General features: G+C 68.8%; 16 protein-coding genes. 10 read left to right on the top strand and 6 right to left on the bottom strand.

Annotated features, from left to right (window positions below):
* The first annotated feature begins 151 nt into the window (after positions 1–151).
* The 7 genes from sdhC to J2X65_RS16140 all read left to right on the top strand — a co-directional run bounded on the left by sdhC (position 152) and on the right by J2X65_RS16140 (position 6,695).
* Positions 152–553 (top strand): succinate dehydrogenase, cytochrome b556 subunit, encoded by a 402-nt coding sequence (gene sdhC, locus J2X65_RS16170; RefSeq protein WP_404977732.1) that lies wholly within the window; start codon positions 152–154, stop codon positions 551–553.
* Between the two features lie 4 nt (positions 554–557).
* Positions 558–965: a succinate dehydrogenase, hydrophobic membrane anchor protein gene (sdhD, locus tag J2X65_RS16165; protein WP_310202839.1), complete on the top strand. Its 408-nt coding sequence runs from the start codon at positions 558–560 to the stop codon at positions 963–965.
* Between the two features lie 5 nt (positions 966–970).
* The gene (gene sdhA / locus J2X65_RS16160) at positions 971–2,824 is read left to right on the top strand and encodes a succinate dehydrogenase flavoprotein subunit (RefSeq protein ID WP_310202837.1); all 1,854 of its coding nucleotides are present in this window, start codon (positions 971–973) and stop codon (positions 2,822–2,824) included.
* Between the two features lie 76 nt (positions 2,825–2,900).
* On the top strand, positions 2,901–3,683 hold the full coding sequence (locus J2X65_RS16155) for a succinate dehydrogenase iron-sulfur subunit (protein WP_310202835.1): 783 nt from the start codon (positions 2,901–2,903) through the stop codon (positions 3,681–3,683).
* A 66-nt stretch (positions 3,684–3,749) separates the two neighbouring features.
* Positions 3,750–4,364, top strand: a complete 615-nt coding sequence (locus J2X65_RS16150) for a LysE family translocator (RefSeq protein WP_310202833.1) — start codon at positions 3,750–3,752, stop codon at positions 4,362–4,364.
* A gap of 7 nt (positions 4,365–4,371) precedes the next feature.
* Entirely contained in the window at positions 4,372–5,247 is an 876-nt protein-coding gene (gene gluQRS, locus J2X65_RS16145; RefSeq protein WP_310202830.1) for a tRNA glutamyl-Q(34) synthetase GluQRS, read from the top strand.
* Positions 5,248–5,450: 203 nt separating this feature from the next.
* Complete coding sequence (locus J2X65_RS16140; RefSeq protein WP_404977731.1) at positions 5,451–6,695, top strand: glycerophosphodiester phosphodiesterase family protein; 1,245 nt, start codon at positions 5,451–5,453, stop codon at positions 6,693–6,695.
* A 128-nt stretch (positions 6,696–6,823) separates the two neighbouring features.
* On the opposite strand, the gene J2X65_RS16135 is transcribed toward J2X65_RS16140, so the two are convergent.
* The 5 genes from J2X65_RS16135 to J2X65_RS16115 form a co-directional block, all read right to left on the bottom strand.
* A complete protein-coding gene (locus J2X65_RS16135) occupies positions 6,824–7,780 on the bottom strand; it encodes an AEC family transporter (protein ID WP_310202828.1) in 957 nt (318 codons plus the stop codon).
* A gap of 7 nt (positions 7,781–7,787) precedes the next feature.
* On the bottom strand, positions 7,788–8,096 hold the full coding sequence (locus J2X65_RS16130) for a hypothetical protein (RefSeq protein ID WP_310202827.1): 309 nt from the start codon (positions 8,094–8,096) through the stop codon (positions 7,788–7,790).
* Positions 8,097–8,368: 272 nt separating this feature from the next.
* Positions 8,369–8,953: a disulfide bond formation protein B gene (locus J2X65_RS16125; RefSeq protein WP_310202825.1), complete on the bottom strand. Its 585-nt coding sequence runs from the start codon at positions 8,951–8,953 to the stop codon at positions 8,369–8,371.
* Between the two features lie 9 nt (positions 8,954–8,962).
* Positions 8,963–9,118 (bottom strand): DUF5993 family protein, encoded by a 156-nt coding sequence (locus tag J2X65_RS16120; RefSeq protein ID WP_310202823.1) that lies wholly within the window; start codon positions 9,116–9,118, stop codon positions 8,963–8,965.
* A gap of 124 nt (positions 9,119–9,242) precedes the next feature.
* Positions 9,243–11,456, bottom strand: a complete 2,214-nt coding sequence (locus J2X65_RS16115) for a primosomal protein N' (protein WP_310202821.1) — start codon at positions 11,454–11,456, stop codon at positions 9,243–9,245.
* 106 nt (positions 11,457–11,562) lie between these two features.
* On the opposite strand from J2X65_RS16115, the gene J2X65_RS16110 reads away from it, so the two are divergent.
* The 3 genes from J2X65_RS16110 to J2X65_RS16100 all read left to right on the top strand — a co-directional run bounded on the left by J2X65_RS16110 (position 11,563) and on the right by J2X65_RS16100 (position 13,283).
* Positions 11,563–12,576: a tyrosine recombinase XerC gene (locus tag J2X65_RS16110; protein ID WP_310202818.1), complete on the top strand. Its 1,014-nt coding sequence runs from the start codon at positions 11,563–11,565 to the stop codon at positions 12,574–12,576.
* 44 nt (positions 12,577–12,620) lie between these two features.
* Positions 12,621–13,046, top strand: a complete 426-nt coding sequence (locus tag J2X65_RS16105) for a VOC family protein (RefSeq protein ID WP_310203135.1) — start codon at positions 12,621–12,623, stop codon at positions 13,044–13,046.
* Positions 13,047–13,154: 108 nt separating this feature from the next.
* Entirely contained in the window at positions 13,155–13,283 is a 129-nt protein-coding gene (locus tag J2X65_RS16100; RefSeq protein ID WP_271180500.1) for a hypothetical protein, read from the top strand.
* Positions 13,284–13,369: 86 nt separating this feature from the next.
* Here J2X65_RS16100 and lpdA read toward each other — a convergent pair whose 3' ends face one another.
* The gene (gene lpdA / locus J2X65_RS16095; protein ID WP_310202816.1) at positions 13,370–14,770 is read right to left on the bottom strand and encodes a dihydrolipoyl dehydrogenase; all 1,401 of its coding nucleotides are present in this window, start codon (positions 14,768–14,770) and stop codon (positions 13,370–13,372) included.
* Between the last annotated feature and the right edge of the window lie 14 nt (positions 14,771–14,784).

The raw sequence follows: 14,784 nt of genomic DNA, 5'->3' as shown, positions 1-14,784 counted from the left end.
ACCGGCGCGATTGCCTCCTGACAAGACCGGCCCGCGACGATAGGTTCCGCTTGCTGCGACGCACCCAAAAACCTATAGACGTCGCCTTTGGAATGATTGCGAACTGCTATCGTTTCCGCTACGCACACCGCATAGACTGAAGGACCCCGCGATGTCCGACATGCAGGGCGCTGCCCGACGGCCGCTTTCGCCGCATCTCCAGATCTACCGGCCGATGCTCACGATGATGATGTCCATCGTGCACCGCATCACCGGCGTGGCGCTTTATTTCGGCACCTTCCTGCTGATCGTCTGGCTGGTGGCGGCGGCAAGCTCCGACGCCGCCTTCGCCACGGTGAACGCCGTCTATGGCAGCTGGATCGGCCTCATCGCGCTGTTCGGCTTCAGCTGGGCGCTGCTGCACCACATGCTGGGCGGCATTCGCCACTTCATCTGGGACATGGGCCACGGCTTCGGGCCGCAGGCCCGCGAACTGATGGCCAAGCTGACCATCGGCGGCTCGGTGGCGCTGACGGTGCTGCTCTGGATCGCCATCTACGCGGTGAAGGGCTGAGGGCATGAGCGGATCTTCCGATTTTCCGGGCTCCTCGCTGCGCACGCCGCGCCGCCGTGTCGCCGGCCTCGGCGCCGCCCATTCCGGCACCCATCATTTCTGGCTGCAGCGCGTGACCGCGCTCGCCAATGTGCCGCTGACCCTTGCGTTTCTCGCGGTGCTGATCTGCGTCGCCGGCGAGAGCCCCGAGCGGGTGCTGGCCACCATCGGCCACCCGGTCGTGGCGATCATCCTCATCCTGGCCATCGTTTCCATCACCACCCATATGCGTGCCGGCATGCAGGTGGTGATCGAGGACTACGTGCATGGGGAGGGCGCCAAGGTGCTCTCGCTCGTCGCCAACACCTTCTTCTGTGCCGCCATGGGCTGCGCCGGGGTGTTCGCGATCCTCAAGATCAGCTTCGGAGGCTGAGTTTCATGGCCGAGACGCACTCTGCAAACGGATCCGCCAATGGCGGCACCCCGCATGCGGCCCATCTGAACGGCGCCTACCCGATCACCGACCACACCTATGACGTGGTGGTCGTCGGCGCCGGCGGCGCCGGCCTGCGCGCGGTGGTCGGCTGCTCGGAGGCCGGCCTGCGCACCGCCTGCGTCACCAAGGTGTTCCCCACCCGCTCGCATACCGTGGCGGCGCAGGGCGGCATCGCCGCCTCGCTCGGCAATATGGGCGTCGACGACTGGCGCTTCCACATGTACGACACCGTCAAGGGGTCGGACTGGCTGGGCGACCAGGACGCCATCGAATACCTGGTGCGCCACGCGCCGGCCGCCGTCTACGAGCTGGAGCACTGGGGCGTGCCGTTCTCGCGCACCGAGGCCGGGAAGATCTACCAGCGCCCGTTCGGCGGCATGACCATCGACTACGGCAAGACGCCGGCGCAGCGCACCTGCGCCGCCGCCGACCGTACCGGCCACGCCATCCTGCACACGCTCTACGGCGCGGCGCTGAAGCACAATGCCGAGTTCTTCATCGAATATTTCGCCCTCGACCTGATCATGGACGAGGACGGCCGGTGCCGCGGCATCGTCGCGCTGAAGATGGACGACGGCACCCTCCACCGCTTCCGGGCGCAGACGGTGATCCTCGCCACCGGCGGCTATGGCCGCGCCTATTTCTCCGCCACCTCCGCCCACACCTGTACCGGCGACGGCAACGCCATGGTGCTGCGCGCCGGCCTGCCGCTGCAGGACATGGAGTTCGTGCAGTTCCACCCGACCGGCATTTACGGCTCGGGCTGCCTGATCACCGAAGGCGCGCGCGGCGAGGGCGGCTACCTCACCAATGCCGAGGGCGAGCGCTTCATGGAGCGCTACGCCCCCTCCGCCAAGGATCTCGCCTCGCGCGACGTCGTCTCGCGCTCCATGACCATGGAGATCCGCGAGGGCCGCGGCGTCGGCAAGAACAAGGACCACATCTTCCTGCACCTCGACCATCTCGACCCGGCGATCCTGCATGAGCGCCTGCCGGGCATCTCCGAGAGCGCTAAGATCTTCGCCGGCGTCGACGTGACCAAGGAGCCGATCCCGGTGCTGCCGACCGTGCACTACAACATGGGCGGCATTCCCACCAACTTCCACGGCGAGGTCGTCACCAAGAAGGACGGCAACCCCGACCATGTGGTGCCCGGCCTGATGGCGGTGGGCGAATGCGCCTGCGTCTCGATCCACGGCGCCAACCGGCTCGGCTCCAACTCGCTTACCGACCTCGTGGTGTTCGGCCGCGCCGCGGCGCTGCGCTGCGCCGAGCTGCTCACGCCGGGCGACAAGCAGCGCGAGCTGCCGGCCAATTCGGCCGAGCTGGCGCTGTCGCGGCTCGACCATTTCCGCAACGCCGCCGGCGGCACGCCGACCGCCGAATTGCGGCTTTCCATGCAGAAGGTGATGCAGAACAACTGCGCCGTCTACCGCACCGGCGAGGTGCTGGAGGAAGGCCGCAAGCTGATCGCCGACGTGTTCGCCGGCACCGACGACATCGACGTCACCGACCGCTCGCTGGTGTGGAACTCCGACCTCATCGAGACGCTGGAATATGACAACCTGATCTGCCTCGCCTCGGTGACGATGGAGAGCGCGGCGGCCCGCACCGAGAGCCGCGGCGCCCATGCCCGCGAGGACTTCCCGGACCGCGACGACGCCAAGTGGATGAAGCACACGCTGGCCTTCGTCGATTTCGACACCCGCGCGGTGCGGCTCGACGACCGTCCGGTGCATACCTACACGCTTTCGAACGACATCCAGTACATCGAGCCGCGCAAGCGGGTTTACTGACAGGCCGGCGGCAGCGGTCGCCGGGATTTACCGACAGGCTTGCGGCAGCGGCCGCCAGCGGAGATGAAGGCCGAACATGGTCCAGCTGACGCTTCCGAAGAACTCCCAGCTCGTCGACGGCACGGTGTGGCCGAAGCCGGAAGGCAGCAACCGGCTGACCGAATACCGCATCTATCGCTGGAACCCGGATGACGGCAAGAACCCGCATGTCGACACCTATTATGTCGACCGCGACGATTGCGGGCCGATGGTGCTGGACGGCCTGATCTACATCAAGAACAAGATCGACCCGACGCTGACCTTCCGCCGCTCCTGCCGCGAGGGCATCTGCGGCTCCTGCGCCATGAACATCGACGGCACCAACACGCTCGCCTGCCTCAAGAGCATGGACGACGTGACGGCGAAGTCGGTCAACATCTACCCGCTGCCGCACATGCCGGTGGTGAAGGACCTGGTGCCGGACCTCACCCAGTTCTACGCCCAGCACGCCTCGGTGGAGCCGTGGCTGCACACCCGCACGCCCTCGCCGGAGAAGGAGTGGCCGCAGGCCCGCCAGGACCGCGAGAAGCTCGACGGGCTGTATGAATGCATCCTCTGCGCCTGCTGCTCGACCTCCTGCCCGAGCTATTGGTGGAACGGCGACCGCTATCTCGGCCCGGCGGCGCTCTTGCAGGCCTATCGCTGGCTGATCGACTCACGCGACGAGGCGACCGGCGAGCGGCTCGACGACCTCGAGGATCCGTTCCGGCTCTATCGCTGCCACACCATCATGAACTGCGCCAAGGCCTGCCCGAAGGGCTTGAACCCGGCCAAGGCGATCGCCGAGATCAAGAAGATGATGGTGGCCCGCCAGTTCTGAGCTTCCGCAGCCCGGAAAAGCGCCTATCCTGATGCCCCGGAATCGCTCACGGATTCGGGGACGTTCATGGATTTTTCGACGCTGCTGGCCTTCGCCTCGGCCTTCTTCATCTTCGCCGCCAGCCCCGGCCCCGACAACATGACCATCGTCGCGCGCACCCTCTCGCATGGCGCGCTGTCGGGCCTCGCCTATGGGGCGGGAACGGTGGCCGGCGTGCTGATCTTCCTTACGTTCGCTACCTTCGGCCTCTCCTTCGTGGCGGCCGAGATGGGCGGGGTGATGACCGTGCTGCGCTATGCGGGCGCGGCGTATCTGGTCTGGATGGGGGTCAAGCTCTGGATGGCAAAACCGGTCGTTCCGGCGTTGCAGCCCGTGCCCGAGCGCAAGGGGCTGCTGTCGATCTTCGCCACCGGCGTCGCCCTCAATCTCGGCAATCCGAAGATGCCGCTCTTCTATGTGGCGCTGCTGCCGAACGTGGTGGGCTCCTCGCTCACGGTCGGCCAGCTCGGGACGCTCGGGGCCGTCATCCTCGTCGTCGAGGCGGTGGTGATCGGTGGCCATGTGGCGCTCGCGAGCCGGGCGCGCAGGTTGCTGCGCACGCCGGCTGTGATGCGGCGGGTGAACCGGACGGCGGGCGGCGTCATGGTGGGCGCCGGCGTTGCCGTGGTCGCCACCCGCTGACGTGTCGGTGCCCGGCGTCCCCGTCTTCCGCTTCGCGCCGAGCCCGAACGGCTACCTCCATCTCGGCCATGCGCGCTCGGCGCTGATCAACGCCCGGATGGCGCGGGAGACCGGCGGGCGGCTATTGCTGCGCATCGAGAATATCGATGCCACGCGCTGCCGGCCCAACTACGAGGCGGCCATCTACGAGGACCTCGCCTGGCTCGGCCTCGACTGGGAGCAGCCGGTGCGCCGGCAATCCGAGCACATGGACGCCTATCGCGCGGCGCTGGAGCGGTTGGAGGCGATGGGCCTCGTCTATGCCAGCTTCGAGAGCCGTGCCGAGATCCGCGCCGAGGTCGCCGCCCGGCCGGGCTGGCCGAGCGACCCGGACGGGGCGCCGCTATTTCCCTTCGCCCGCGGGGCGATCGGAGAAGCGGGGCACCGTGCCGGGCGGGCGGCGGGCGGGTTCCCATCCCTGTCCGATTCCAGGCCGCCCGCCTTGCGGCTCGACATGGCGCAGGCGGTGGCACGGGCCGGCGTGGGGCTGGGATGGCGGGAATGGGGCGCGACCGAGCCGGTCACCGCCGATCCCGGCGCCTGGGGCGACGTGGTCCTTGCCCGCAAGGAGACGCCGACCAGCTACCACCTCTCGGTGGTGGTCGACGATGCGCTGCAGGGCGTGACGCATGTGGTGCGCGGCACCGACCTGAAGGCGGCAACCTCGGTGCATCGGCTGCTCCAGCGGCTGCTCGGCCTGCCGGAACCGCTCTACCGCCATCACGCCCTGGTGCTGGATGCGGAAGGGCGCAAGCTTTCAAAGTCGATCGGCTCGGAAAGCCTGCGCGAACTGCGCGCGCGCGGTGCGAGTGCCGCCGAGGTGCGGGCCATGGCACTCGGCTAGAGCCATTTCGGCGAAGACCGGTTCATCGGAAGGGCTTTCGCTCCTCGTTTCTGCGCCGTTCTTTTCGCAACGTGCTGCGCGCTTCCGCGGGGCTTGCTCCCGGCCGTGCGCCGCCGCTGCGGAAACGGGTGCGTGGCGTCAAGCCGGTGTCATCGGCGGCGGCTATCCCTTCGCCGTCAATTGCCGGGGAAGGGAAACCGCCAATGCCGCTGTCCATGTCGATCCGCCTGCCGCTCGCCGCGCTCGCGCTTTCGCTGTCCGTCGTGCCGCTCGCCGCGCAGGAAGTTAGCCGGCTTGCCGATGTCGGCCCGCGCCCGTTCCATCTGGTCGACACCATGAAGGAAGGCCCGCTCAAGGACCAGCTGGCGCAGTGCAAGGGGCCCTTCACCACCAAGAACTTCTCGATCTCGCATCGTGGTGCGCCGCTGCAATTCCCCGAGCACACCCGCGAGGGCTATCTCGCCGCCGCCCGGATGGGCGCCGGCGTCATCGAATGCGACGTCGCCTTCACCAAGGACCGCGAGCTGGTGTGCCGCCACGCCCAGTGCGACCTGCACACCACCACCGACATCCTCGCCCGTCCGGAACTTGCCGCGAAGTGCTCGCAGGGCTTCCAGCCGGCCGACCCGGCCACCGGCCGCAAGGCCAACGCCAAATGCTGCACCAGCGACCTGACGCTCGCGGAATTCCGCTCGCTGAAGCCGAAGATGGATGCCGGCAACCCCAACGCCACCAATGTCGCCGACTACATGAACGCCACGTCGCGCTGGCGCACCGATCTTTATGTCGATCGCGCGACGCTGATGTCGCACAAGGACTATATCGAGCTGGTCAAATCGCTCGGCCTCAAATTCACCCCGGAGCTGAAGGCGCCGGAAGTGGCCATGCCGTTCGAGGGCAGCTACACGCAGCAGAACTATGCCCAGCAGCTCATCAATGAATACAAGGCCGCCGGCATCGACCCCGGCGACGTCTACGCCCAGTCGTTCCAGCTCGACGACGTGCTGTACTGGCTGAAGGCCGAGCCGGCCTTCGGCGCCCAGGCGGTCTATCTCGACGGCCGCGACGAGACCGACACCGGCTTCGACAACATGAAAGCCGAGACCTGGAAGCCCTCCATGCAGGAACTGGCCGACAAGGGAGTGAAGATCCTGGCCCCGCCGCTGTGGATGCTGGTGACCGCCAAGGACGGCAAGATCGTGCCCTCGCTCTATGCGCAGGAAGCGAACAAGGCGAAGCTCGGGCTGATCGCCTGGTCGCTGGAGCGTTCCGGCCCGCTGAAGGATGGCGGCGGCTACTACTACCAGTCGATCAAGTCGGTCACCGACCGCGACGGCGACACGCTCAGCCTGCTCGACGTGCTGGCGAGGGAGATCGGCGTGATCGGCGTGTTCTCCGACTGGCCGGCGACCACCACCTTCTACGCCAACTGCATGAAGCTGAACTGATCCGGGGCCGGCACCGATCCGGCCTTGCCAGGCGTGGTCAGGCGTGTGACCCCCGCCATACGGCGTCCGATCCGCCGGCGGCGGGCTTTACCCTGGCCGTCCGGTTTTTGTCGGTGGCGCGGGCGGCGTCAGCCCACGCCGAGAATCAGGAACCACAGCGAGACGGTGAAGAGGCTGAGCGCGGTCGACAGCGACACCGCGCTCGCCGAGGCGGTGACGCCGACCTTGTAGCGCTGCGCCAGCAGATAGGCATTGATGCCCGAGGGCATCGCCGCGAACACCACCGCGACGTCGGCCCATACTTTCGGCATCGGCAGCACCTGCACCAGCACGAACACCAGCGCCGGGTGCACCACCAGCTTCAGCGCGGTGATCACCGCCGCCGGGGCGAGGTCGCCGCGGATCGGGTAGCGGTGCAAGGCAAGCCCGAGCGAGACCAGCGCGCAGGGCGAGGCGGAGGCCGCCAGCATGTCGAGCGTCTGCTTCAAGAGTCCGCCCGGCATGTAGCCCAGCAGCTTGGCGATGCCGCCGGCATAGATGCCGAGCAGGATCGGGTTGAAGGCCAGCTGCCGGCCGAGCTTCTTCAGCCCGGTGAGGGAGAGGCCGGAGCCGGCGCCCTCGGTGAGCACCGTCGCCACCACCATCATCACCGGCAGGTGGATGGCGATCAGCAGGAACAGCGGCACAGCGCCTTCCGGGCCGAAGGCGGTGAGGATGAGCGGCACGCCGACGAAGACGGTGTTGGCCTGGCCGGAGGTGAAGCCCTGGATCACCGCCTCGGTATGATCGCGGCCGAACAGTTTTCGCGCGGCGAGCATTCCCAATCCGAACACCGTGAAGGCGCCGGCGAAATAGGCGATCCAGTAGCCCCAGGGCTGGCCTTCGGCCGGCAGTTCGGCCTCGGCCAGCGTCTTGAAGATGAGCACCGGCACGGCGAGGCCGAACACATATTCGGACAGGCCTTCCGCCGCCTTCTCGCGCAGCAGCCCGCCGCGGCTGGCGGCATAGCCGAGGCCGATCAGGCCGAAGACCGGCGCCACCAGGAAAGCGATGCTCCCAAGCTGGGCGCCGAGCTGTGCGAACATGGATGTGTCAGGCCGCCGCTTCCGAGAAGGCGGTGGAGACGAGATGCGAGGAGCGCACCGGCACCATCACGTCGATGCGCGACCACAGCCGTTCCGCGACCTCGACCGGCGCGGTGAAGGCGATCTCGGCGCGCATGTGCCCGAGATCGGCCATGTCGATGACGCCGTCGGCCGGACCGTCCATGCGCAGCCGGGTCGGCTGCACGTCGTGAACGGCGAAGGGTTCGAGCAGGCGGAGCATGAGATTGGGATGGGCATCGGCCTCCACCACGAGGCGATGGCGAAGAAGACCGTGATTCAGGCTGGGGGCTGTCATGGCAGCGGGTCCGCGAATGACGAGGGAAGGGCAGGCGCGTCAGACCTCCCGGCCGATCGGATCGGCAAGCAGGGGTCAGGAAACCCGGCCGATAAAATCGGCCGGGCGGCGAATTCGCCGTCCCTCGCGGATGCACTTGCTGGTCATCGTGGTCGTCATGCCGCTGAAGCTAGGCGCCTGCCGCGCCAAGGTCAATATGACGAAATTGCGCCGCAGCCGCGCTTTGCATGCGCGTTTCGCTTAGGTGCCTTGTCGCGGCCCGGCCGTGTGGCTCAGGGCGTCGCGGGGCGGGCCGGCAGCAGTTCATAGCCGGCCGGATCGTCCGAACAGAGGCCGGCGCCGCATTCGAGCACGGTGGAAACGCCGTTGCCGAAGGTCAGCGCCGCCATCAGCACCAGCGCCGCCATGGCGAGGGTACCGGCGGGCCGGGCGTCCGGAGACGGCATGGCGAACTGGCGGTCGAACAGCAGCAGGACGGCACAGCCGCCGATGACGGCCACATAGAGCAGCAGCGCCCATGAATAGAAATGCAGGCCGAGCAGCGCATCGCCATAGCTGCCGGTGCCGGGCACGATGTGCAGCAGCACCTGCCGCACCGAGACCAGCGCCCCGGCCATCGCCGAGAGGATGGCGACGGCGTAATGGCTCGGCCGCGCCCCGAATCTCAGGTTCAGTACCAGACCGAGGCCGACGCCGCAGAACCCGACCCGCTGCAGGATGCAGAGCGGGCAGGGCAGGTCGCGGTAGAGGATCTGGTCGAGGAAGGCGACGAGCAGCACCGCCGCCACGGCGAACAGGCCGAACGTGTTCAACAGCCGTGAGCGGGCAGGATCAAGCAGCGCGGTGCCGGTGCTCATCGAGGGATCTCACAGCACGATGTTCAGCGCGTCGGTGGCGTGCTGGCGGAACAGCAGCGCCAGCACCGTCATCGACAGCGCCCAGGCCAGCATGGCGGCGCCGCGCCAGCCGGCGATGGCGAGCGCCATCCCGGCGAACAGGCCGAAAAACGGAAGGCTCATCATCGGGGTAGCGTCCCATGCGGCAGAGGCGACGGCTGAGGCGACGGCAGAGACTCGACGGCGGCTGATGCCGCATTGTGTGAGGAAACGCCGCCGCTGTCATGACGCGCTGCGGCGGTCCGGCGGATCACAGGAAGCTTTGCGGATCGATATCGATCTCCACCTTCACATTGCCGCGCGGGCGCGGCGCCGCCGCCATCCAGCCGCGCACATAGGCGGAGAGGTCGAAGGCGCGGGGCGAGCGGGCCAGCAATCGCAGCCGGTGGCGCCCGCGCAGCAGCGAGATCGGCGCCTCGGCCGGGCCGAGCACGCGCACGCCCTCGGCGATCGGCGCCGCGGCGGCCAGCGCCTGGGCGTGGCGCTGCGCCTCGTGCTGCTCGTTCGCCGACACCACGAGCGCGCAGAAGCGGGCGAAGGGCGGCAGGCCGGCCTCTTCGCGCACGCCGATCTCACGGTCGTAGAAGGCGTCGCGGTCGCCGGCGATCAGCGCCTGCATCACCGGGTGCTCGGGCATATAGGTTTGCAGCAGGGCGCGGCCTTCCAGCTTGTGACGGCCGGCGCGCCCGGCGACCTGGTGCAGCAGCTGGAAGGTGCGCTCGGCGGCGCGGGGATCGCCGTGGCCGAGGCCGACATCGGCATCGACGACGCCGACAAGGGCGAGGCCGGGAAAGTTGTGGCCCTTGGCGACCAGTTGCGTGCCGACGATGACGTCCACTTCGCCATCCTCGATGGCCTTGATCTCGGCGCGCAATCGCTCGACGCCGCCGGCGAGATCGGACGACAGCACCTGTATGCGTGCGGCCGGCAGCAGCGCGGCGATTTCCTCATGCAGCCGCTCGACGCCGGGACCGCAGGGGATGAGGCTGTTCGGCTCGTGGCAGGACGGGCAGGCCTCCGGCACCGGCGAGGCATAGCCGCATTGATGGCATTCGAGCCGGCGGCGGAAGCGGTGCTCCACCAGCCAGGACGAGCAGGAGGGACAGCGCAGGCGGTGGCCGCAGGAGCGGCACAGGGTGAGCGGGGCATAGCCGCGGCGGTTGAGGAACAGCAGCGCCTGCCCGCCGCGTTCCACCGTGTCGGTGATGTCGGCGACCAGACGCGGGGCGATCCAGCGGCCCTTGGGTGGCCCTTCCCGGCGCATGTCGATCGGTTCCAGCCGCGGCACGCGGGTGCCGGCGAAGCGCTCGGGCAGCGCGAGGCGGACATAGCGGCCGCGGCGGGCGTTCACCTCGGTCTCGATGGACGGCGTCGCCGAGGCCAGCACCACCGGCGCCCCGGCGAGCCGGGCGCGCACCACGGCCATGTCGCGGGCATGGTAGTGGACGCCGTCTTCCTGCTTGTAGGCGCTGTCATGCTCCTCATCGACGATGACCAGGCCGAGATCGCGGTAGGGCAGGAACAGCGCCGAGCGGGCGCCGGCCACCACGCTCACCTCGCCGGAGGCGACGCCGGCGAAGACGCGGGCGCGGCGCTTGCTGCCGACCGCCGAATGCCATTGCGCCGGGACCACGCCAAAGCGCTTGGCGAAGCGGTCGAGGAAAGCCTGCGTCAGCGCGATTTCCGGCATCAGGATCAGCACCTGCCGGCCGTCGCGGATCGCCTGCGCCACACCCTCGAAATAGGTCTCGGTCTTGCCGGAACCGGTGACGCCGTCCAGCAGATGCACGCGAAACTCGTGCGCCGCCACCGCCTGGCGCAGCACGTCCGCCGCCGCCTTCTGGCCGGGCAACAATTCGGGCACCGCATGATCGGGATCCGGCGGCTCGGCCGCGGGTTCGGGCGGCAAGGTGACGGTCTCGAGCACCCCTTCGTCGATGAGGCCGTCCACCACCGAGGGAGAGACGCCGGCCTCGCGAGCGGCATCTCCCTTGGGCCGCAGAAAACCATCGGCCAGCGCCTCGACGACCTTCTCGCGCGCGCTGGTGCGGCGCTCCGGCCGCTTATCGGTGAGCCGCACGCCGACGCGCTCACGCTGCGGGCCGGCGGCCTCGTCATGCCGGAGCGCAAGGCGCAGCACCATGCCGGGCGGGGTGACGGTGTATTCCGCCATCCAGTCGATGAAGGCGATCATCTGCGCCGACAGCGGCGGGGCGGCATATTTGCGGATCACCGGCTTCAGCTTCGCCGGATCGACCGGCTTCGCCGCGGCGACAGGATCGCGCGGCCAGACGCAGCCGAGAATGTTGCGGGTGCCGAGCGGCACCACCACCACGTCGCCGGGCGCCAGCGGCATGCCTTCCGGCACGCGATAGGAATAGGCCGCGCCGATCGCGACCGGCAGCAGCACGTCGACGGTCTCGATGGCGCCGGAGAACATGTCGGCGGATGGTTCAAAGGCCATTTAATCGGAAGCCATGGCGCTGCGGGCGGCAGGATCGGGGAATCGGAGCTTTCATTAAGCCACATATGGCATGTTTGCCGGGCGAAACGAGGAGGAACCGCGCGCCATGGCGATGACCGACAGCGAGAAGGCGGCGCGGGCGGAGCGGGCGCTGCTCGCCGGCGCGGCACCGGACGTGGCGGCGGCGTTGAAGGGCTGGCTGGCGCGGCTCGGCAATGAGCGGCGGCTCTCGGCCAAGACACGCGAAGCCTATGCCCGCGACATGACCGGTTTCCTCGGCCATCTGGCACGGCATCTCGATGCCCAGCCCGACCTTGCCGCCTTCCAGGCGCTGGCTCCGCGCGACGTGCGGGCGGTGATCGCGGCCAAGCGGGCGGAGGGCATCGAGCCCCGCACGCAGATGCGCTTCCTCGCCGCTGCGCGCTCCTTCGGCCGGCACCTGGAGCGCGAGGGGCTGGGCAAGGTGGGGGCGCTGACAGCGGTGCGCGCGCCGCGCATCGCCCGCACCCTGCCGCGACCGATCTCGGTGGCGGACGCCAAGAGGCTCGCCGATCCCGACCTTCGCGCCGGCGAGGCGCGCGAGACCTGGGTGCTCCAGCGCGACGCCGCGGTGCTGGCGCTGCTCTATGGCTCCGGCCTGCGTATTTCCGAGGCGCTGGGCCTCCGGCGGCGGGACATGCCGGCGCCGGGAGAGGGCGACCACATCACCGTCACCGGCAAGGGCGGCAAGACCCGCATGGTGCCGGTGCTGCCCAATGTGCTGCAGGCGATCGCCGGCTATGTGCAGGCCTGCCCGTTCGCGCTGGAGCTCGGCGGGCCGCTCTTCGTCGGCGAGAAGGGCGGGCCGCTGTCGCCGCGCATCGTGCAGCGGGTGGTGGAGCAGCTGCGCGGGGCGCTGGGGCTGCCGGATTCGGCGACGCCGCATGCGCTGCGCCACTCCTTCGCCACGCATCTGCTGGCGCGGGGCGGCGATCTGCGCTCCATCCAGGAACTTCTCGGCCATGCTTCGCTTTCCACCACGCAGATCTATGCCGCCGTCGATGCCTCGGCGCTGATGGCGAGCTGGCGGGCGGCACATCCGCGCGCGCATCTGGGCGAAAGGGGCGGCAAAGGAGGGTGAGCATGGACGATCAGCCGACGACGACGCTGCAGCCGATCCTGCCGATGATCGACCACATGTCGATCGGGGTCGGCGATCTCGCGCGCTCGGTGGCGTTCTACGATGCGGTGCTGGCGCCGCTCGGCTTCGTGCGGGTACGCTACTACGACGCGTCGCAGGATCCGGGCGGCGGGGCCGCCTGCTGGGGGCGGCCGGGGGAAGCGCCCTCGCCGGACGGCGCGGCGGGGTCGGCGCCGTTCTGGATCCAGCGCCGCGCCGGCATGGTCGCTCCACAGCCCGGCTGCCATTTCTGCCTGCTGGCGCCGGATCGTGAGGCGGTGCGGGCGTTTCACGCCGCCGGCCTCACCCATGGCGGCGGCGACGGCGGGGCGCCGGGGCTGCGGCCGCATTACGGCGAGGGGTATTATGCGGCGTTCCTGCTCGATCCCGATGGCTGGAAGATCGAGGCGCTGACCTACACGCCTGCGTGAGACCGGAGGGATTTGCCTGACTTTAGGTCATCCGGCACCTCCGCCGCGCTTTTCATCAGAGAGATCCCGCGTAAACTGACTGCGGTTAACAGCCAGAGGAGACCTGACATGAAGAAGATCGTGACGGCCCTGTGCGCGCTTTCCCTCACGGTGGCCGTTTCGGGCGCCGCGTTCGCCGACTGCACGCCGGGCCATGCCTCGGTAAAGCAGCCGACGACCAGTTCGCAGGGCACCTGATCCTGCTCGTCCCCGCCAAACGGAACGGCCCGGAGAGTGTCTCTCCGGGCCGTTTTCGTTGAAGGGCCGGGGGCCGGGCCGCCGGCTCACATGTGGATGGCGCGCTTTTCCACCGCCATCGCCGCCTCCTTCACCGCCTCCGAGCGGGTGGGGTGGGCGTGGCAGGTGCGGGCGAGGTCCTCGGACGAACCGCCGAACTCCATCAGCACCGCGCATTCGTGGATCATCTCGCCGGCCTCGACGCCGATGATGTGGGCGCCCAGCACCTTGTCGGTGGCGGCGTCGGCGAGGATCTTCACGAAGCCCTCGGTCTGGTCGTTGGCCTTGGCGCGGCCATTGGCGAGGAAGGGGAACTTGCCGACCTTGTAATCGACGCCCGCCGCCTTCAGCTCCTCCTCGGTCTTGCCGACCGAGGCGACCTCCGGCGAAGTGTAGACCACGCCGGGAATGACGTCGTAATTCACATGCCCGGCCTGACCGGCCAGCAGCTCGGCCAGCGCCACGCCCTCATCCTCGGCCTTGTGGGCCAGCATAGGGCCGGCAATGGCGTCGCCGATGGCGAAGATGCCGGGGACATTGGTGCGGAAATAGTGGTCGGTGACCACCCGGCCGCGCTTGTCCTTCTCGACGCCGAGTGCCTCCAGGCCGAGGCCCTCGGTAAAGGCGACGCGGCCGATGGCGACCAGCACCACATCGGCTTCGAGGGTCTCGGCGGCGCCGCCGGCGGCGGGCTCGATCGACGCCTTCAGCGTGGCGCCGGAGGTGTCGACGCCGGTGACTTTGGCGCCGAGCTTGAAGGCGATGCCCTGCTTCTCGAGGATGCGCTGGAAGCTCTTGGCGACCTCGCCATCCATGCCCGGCAGGATGCGGTCGAGATATTCGACCACGGTGACCTCGGCGCCGAGGCGGCGCCACACGCTGCCCAGCTCCAGCCCGATGACGCCGGCGCCGACCACGATCAGCTTGCCGGGCACCTTGTCGAGCGCGATGGCTCCGGTGGAGGAGACCACGCGGGTCTCGTCGATCTCGATGCCCGGCAGCCTGGCCACGTCCGAGCCGGTGGCAATGACGATGGCCGTGCTCTCCAGCGTCTGCGCGCCGCCATCGGCGAGCGCGACCTCGACCTTGCCGGGCGCCGCAATGGTGGCGGTGCCGTGATAGGTGTCGATCTTGTTCTTCTTCATCAGGAAGGCGACACCCTTGGTGTTGCCGTCCACCGCCTTGTCCTTGAAGCCGAGCAGCGCCGGCAGGTCCAGCTTGGGCTTGTCGACCACGATGCCCATGGCGGCGAAGGAGTGCCCGGCCTCCTCGAACAGCTCGGAGGCGTGCAAGAGCGCCTTGGAGGGGATGCAGCCGACATTGAGGCAGGTGCCGCCGAAGGTGGCGCGCTTCTCCACCACCGCGACCCTGAGGCCGAGCTGCGAGGCGCGGATGGCGCAGACATAGCCGCCCGGGCCGGTGCCGATGACGATCAGGTCGTAGGACATGGAGGTTTCCTTGA

It is taken from the genome of Ancylobacter sp. 3268 (assembly GCF_031456575.1).
Taxonomy (GTDB): domain Bacteria; phylum Pseudomonadota; class Alphaproteobacteria; order Rhizobiales; family Xanthobacteraceae; genus Ancylobacter.
Note: the sequence above shows the minus strand (reverse complement) of the source record. Positions and strands in the feature narration are given on the sequence as shown.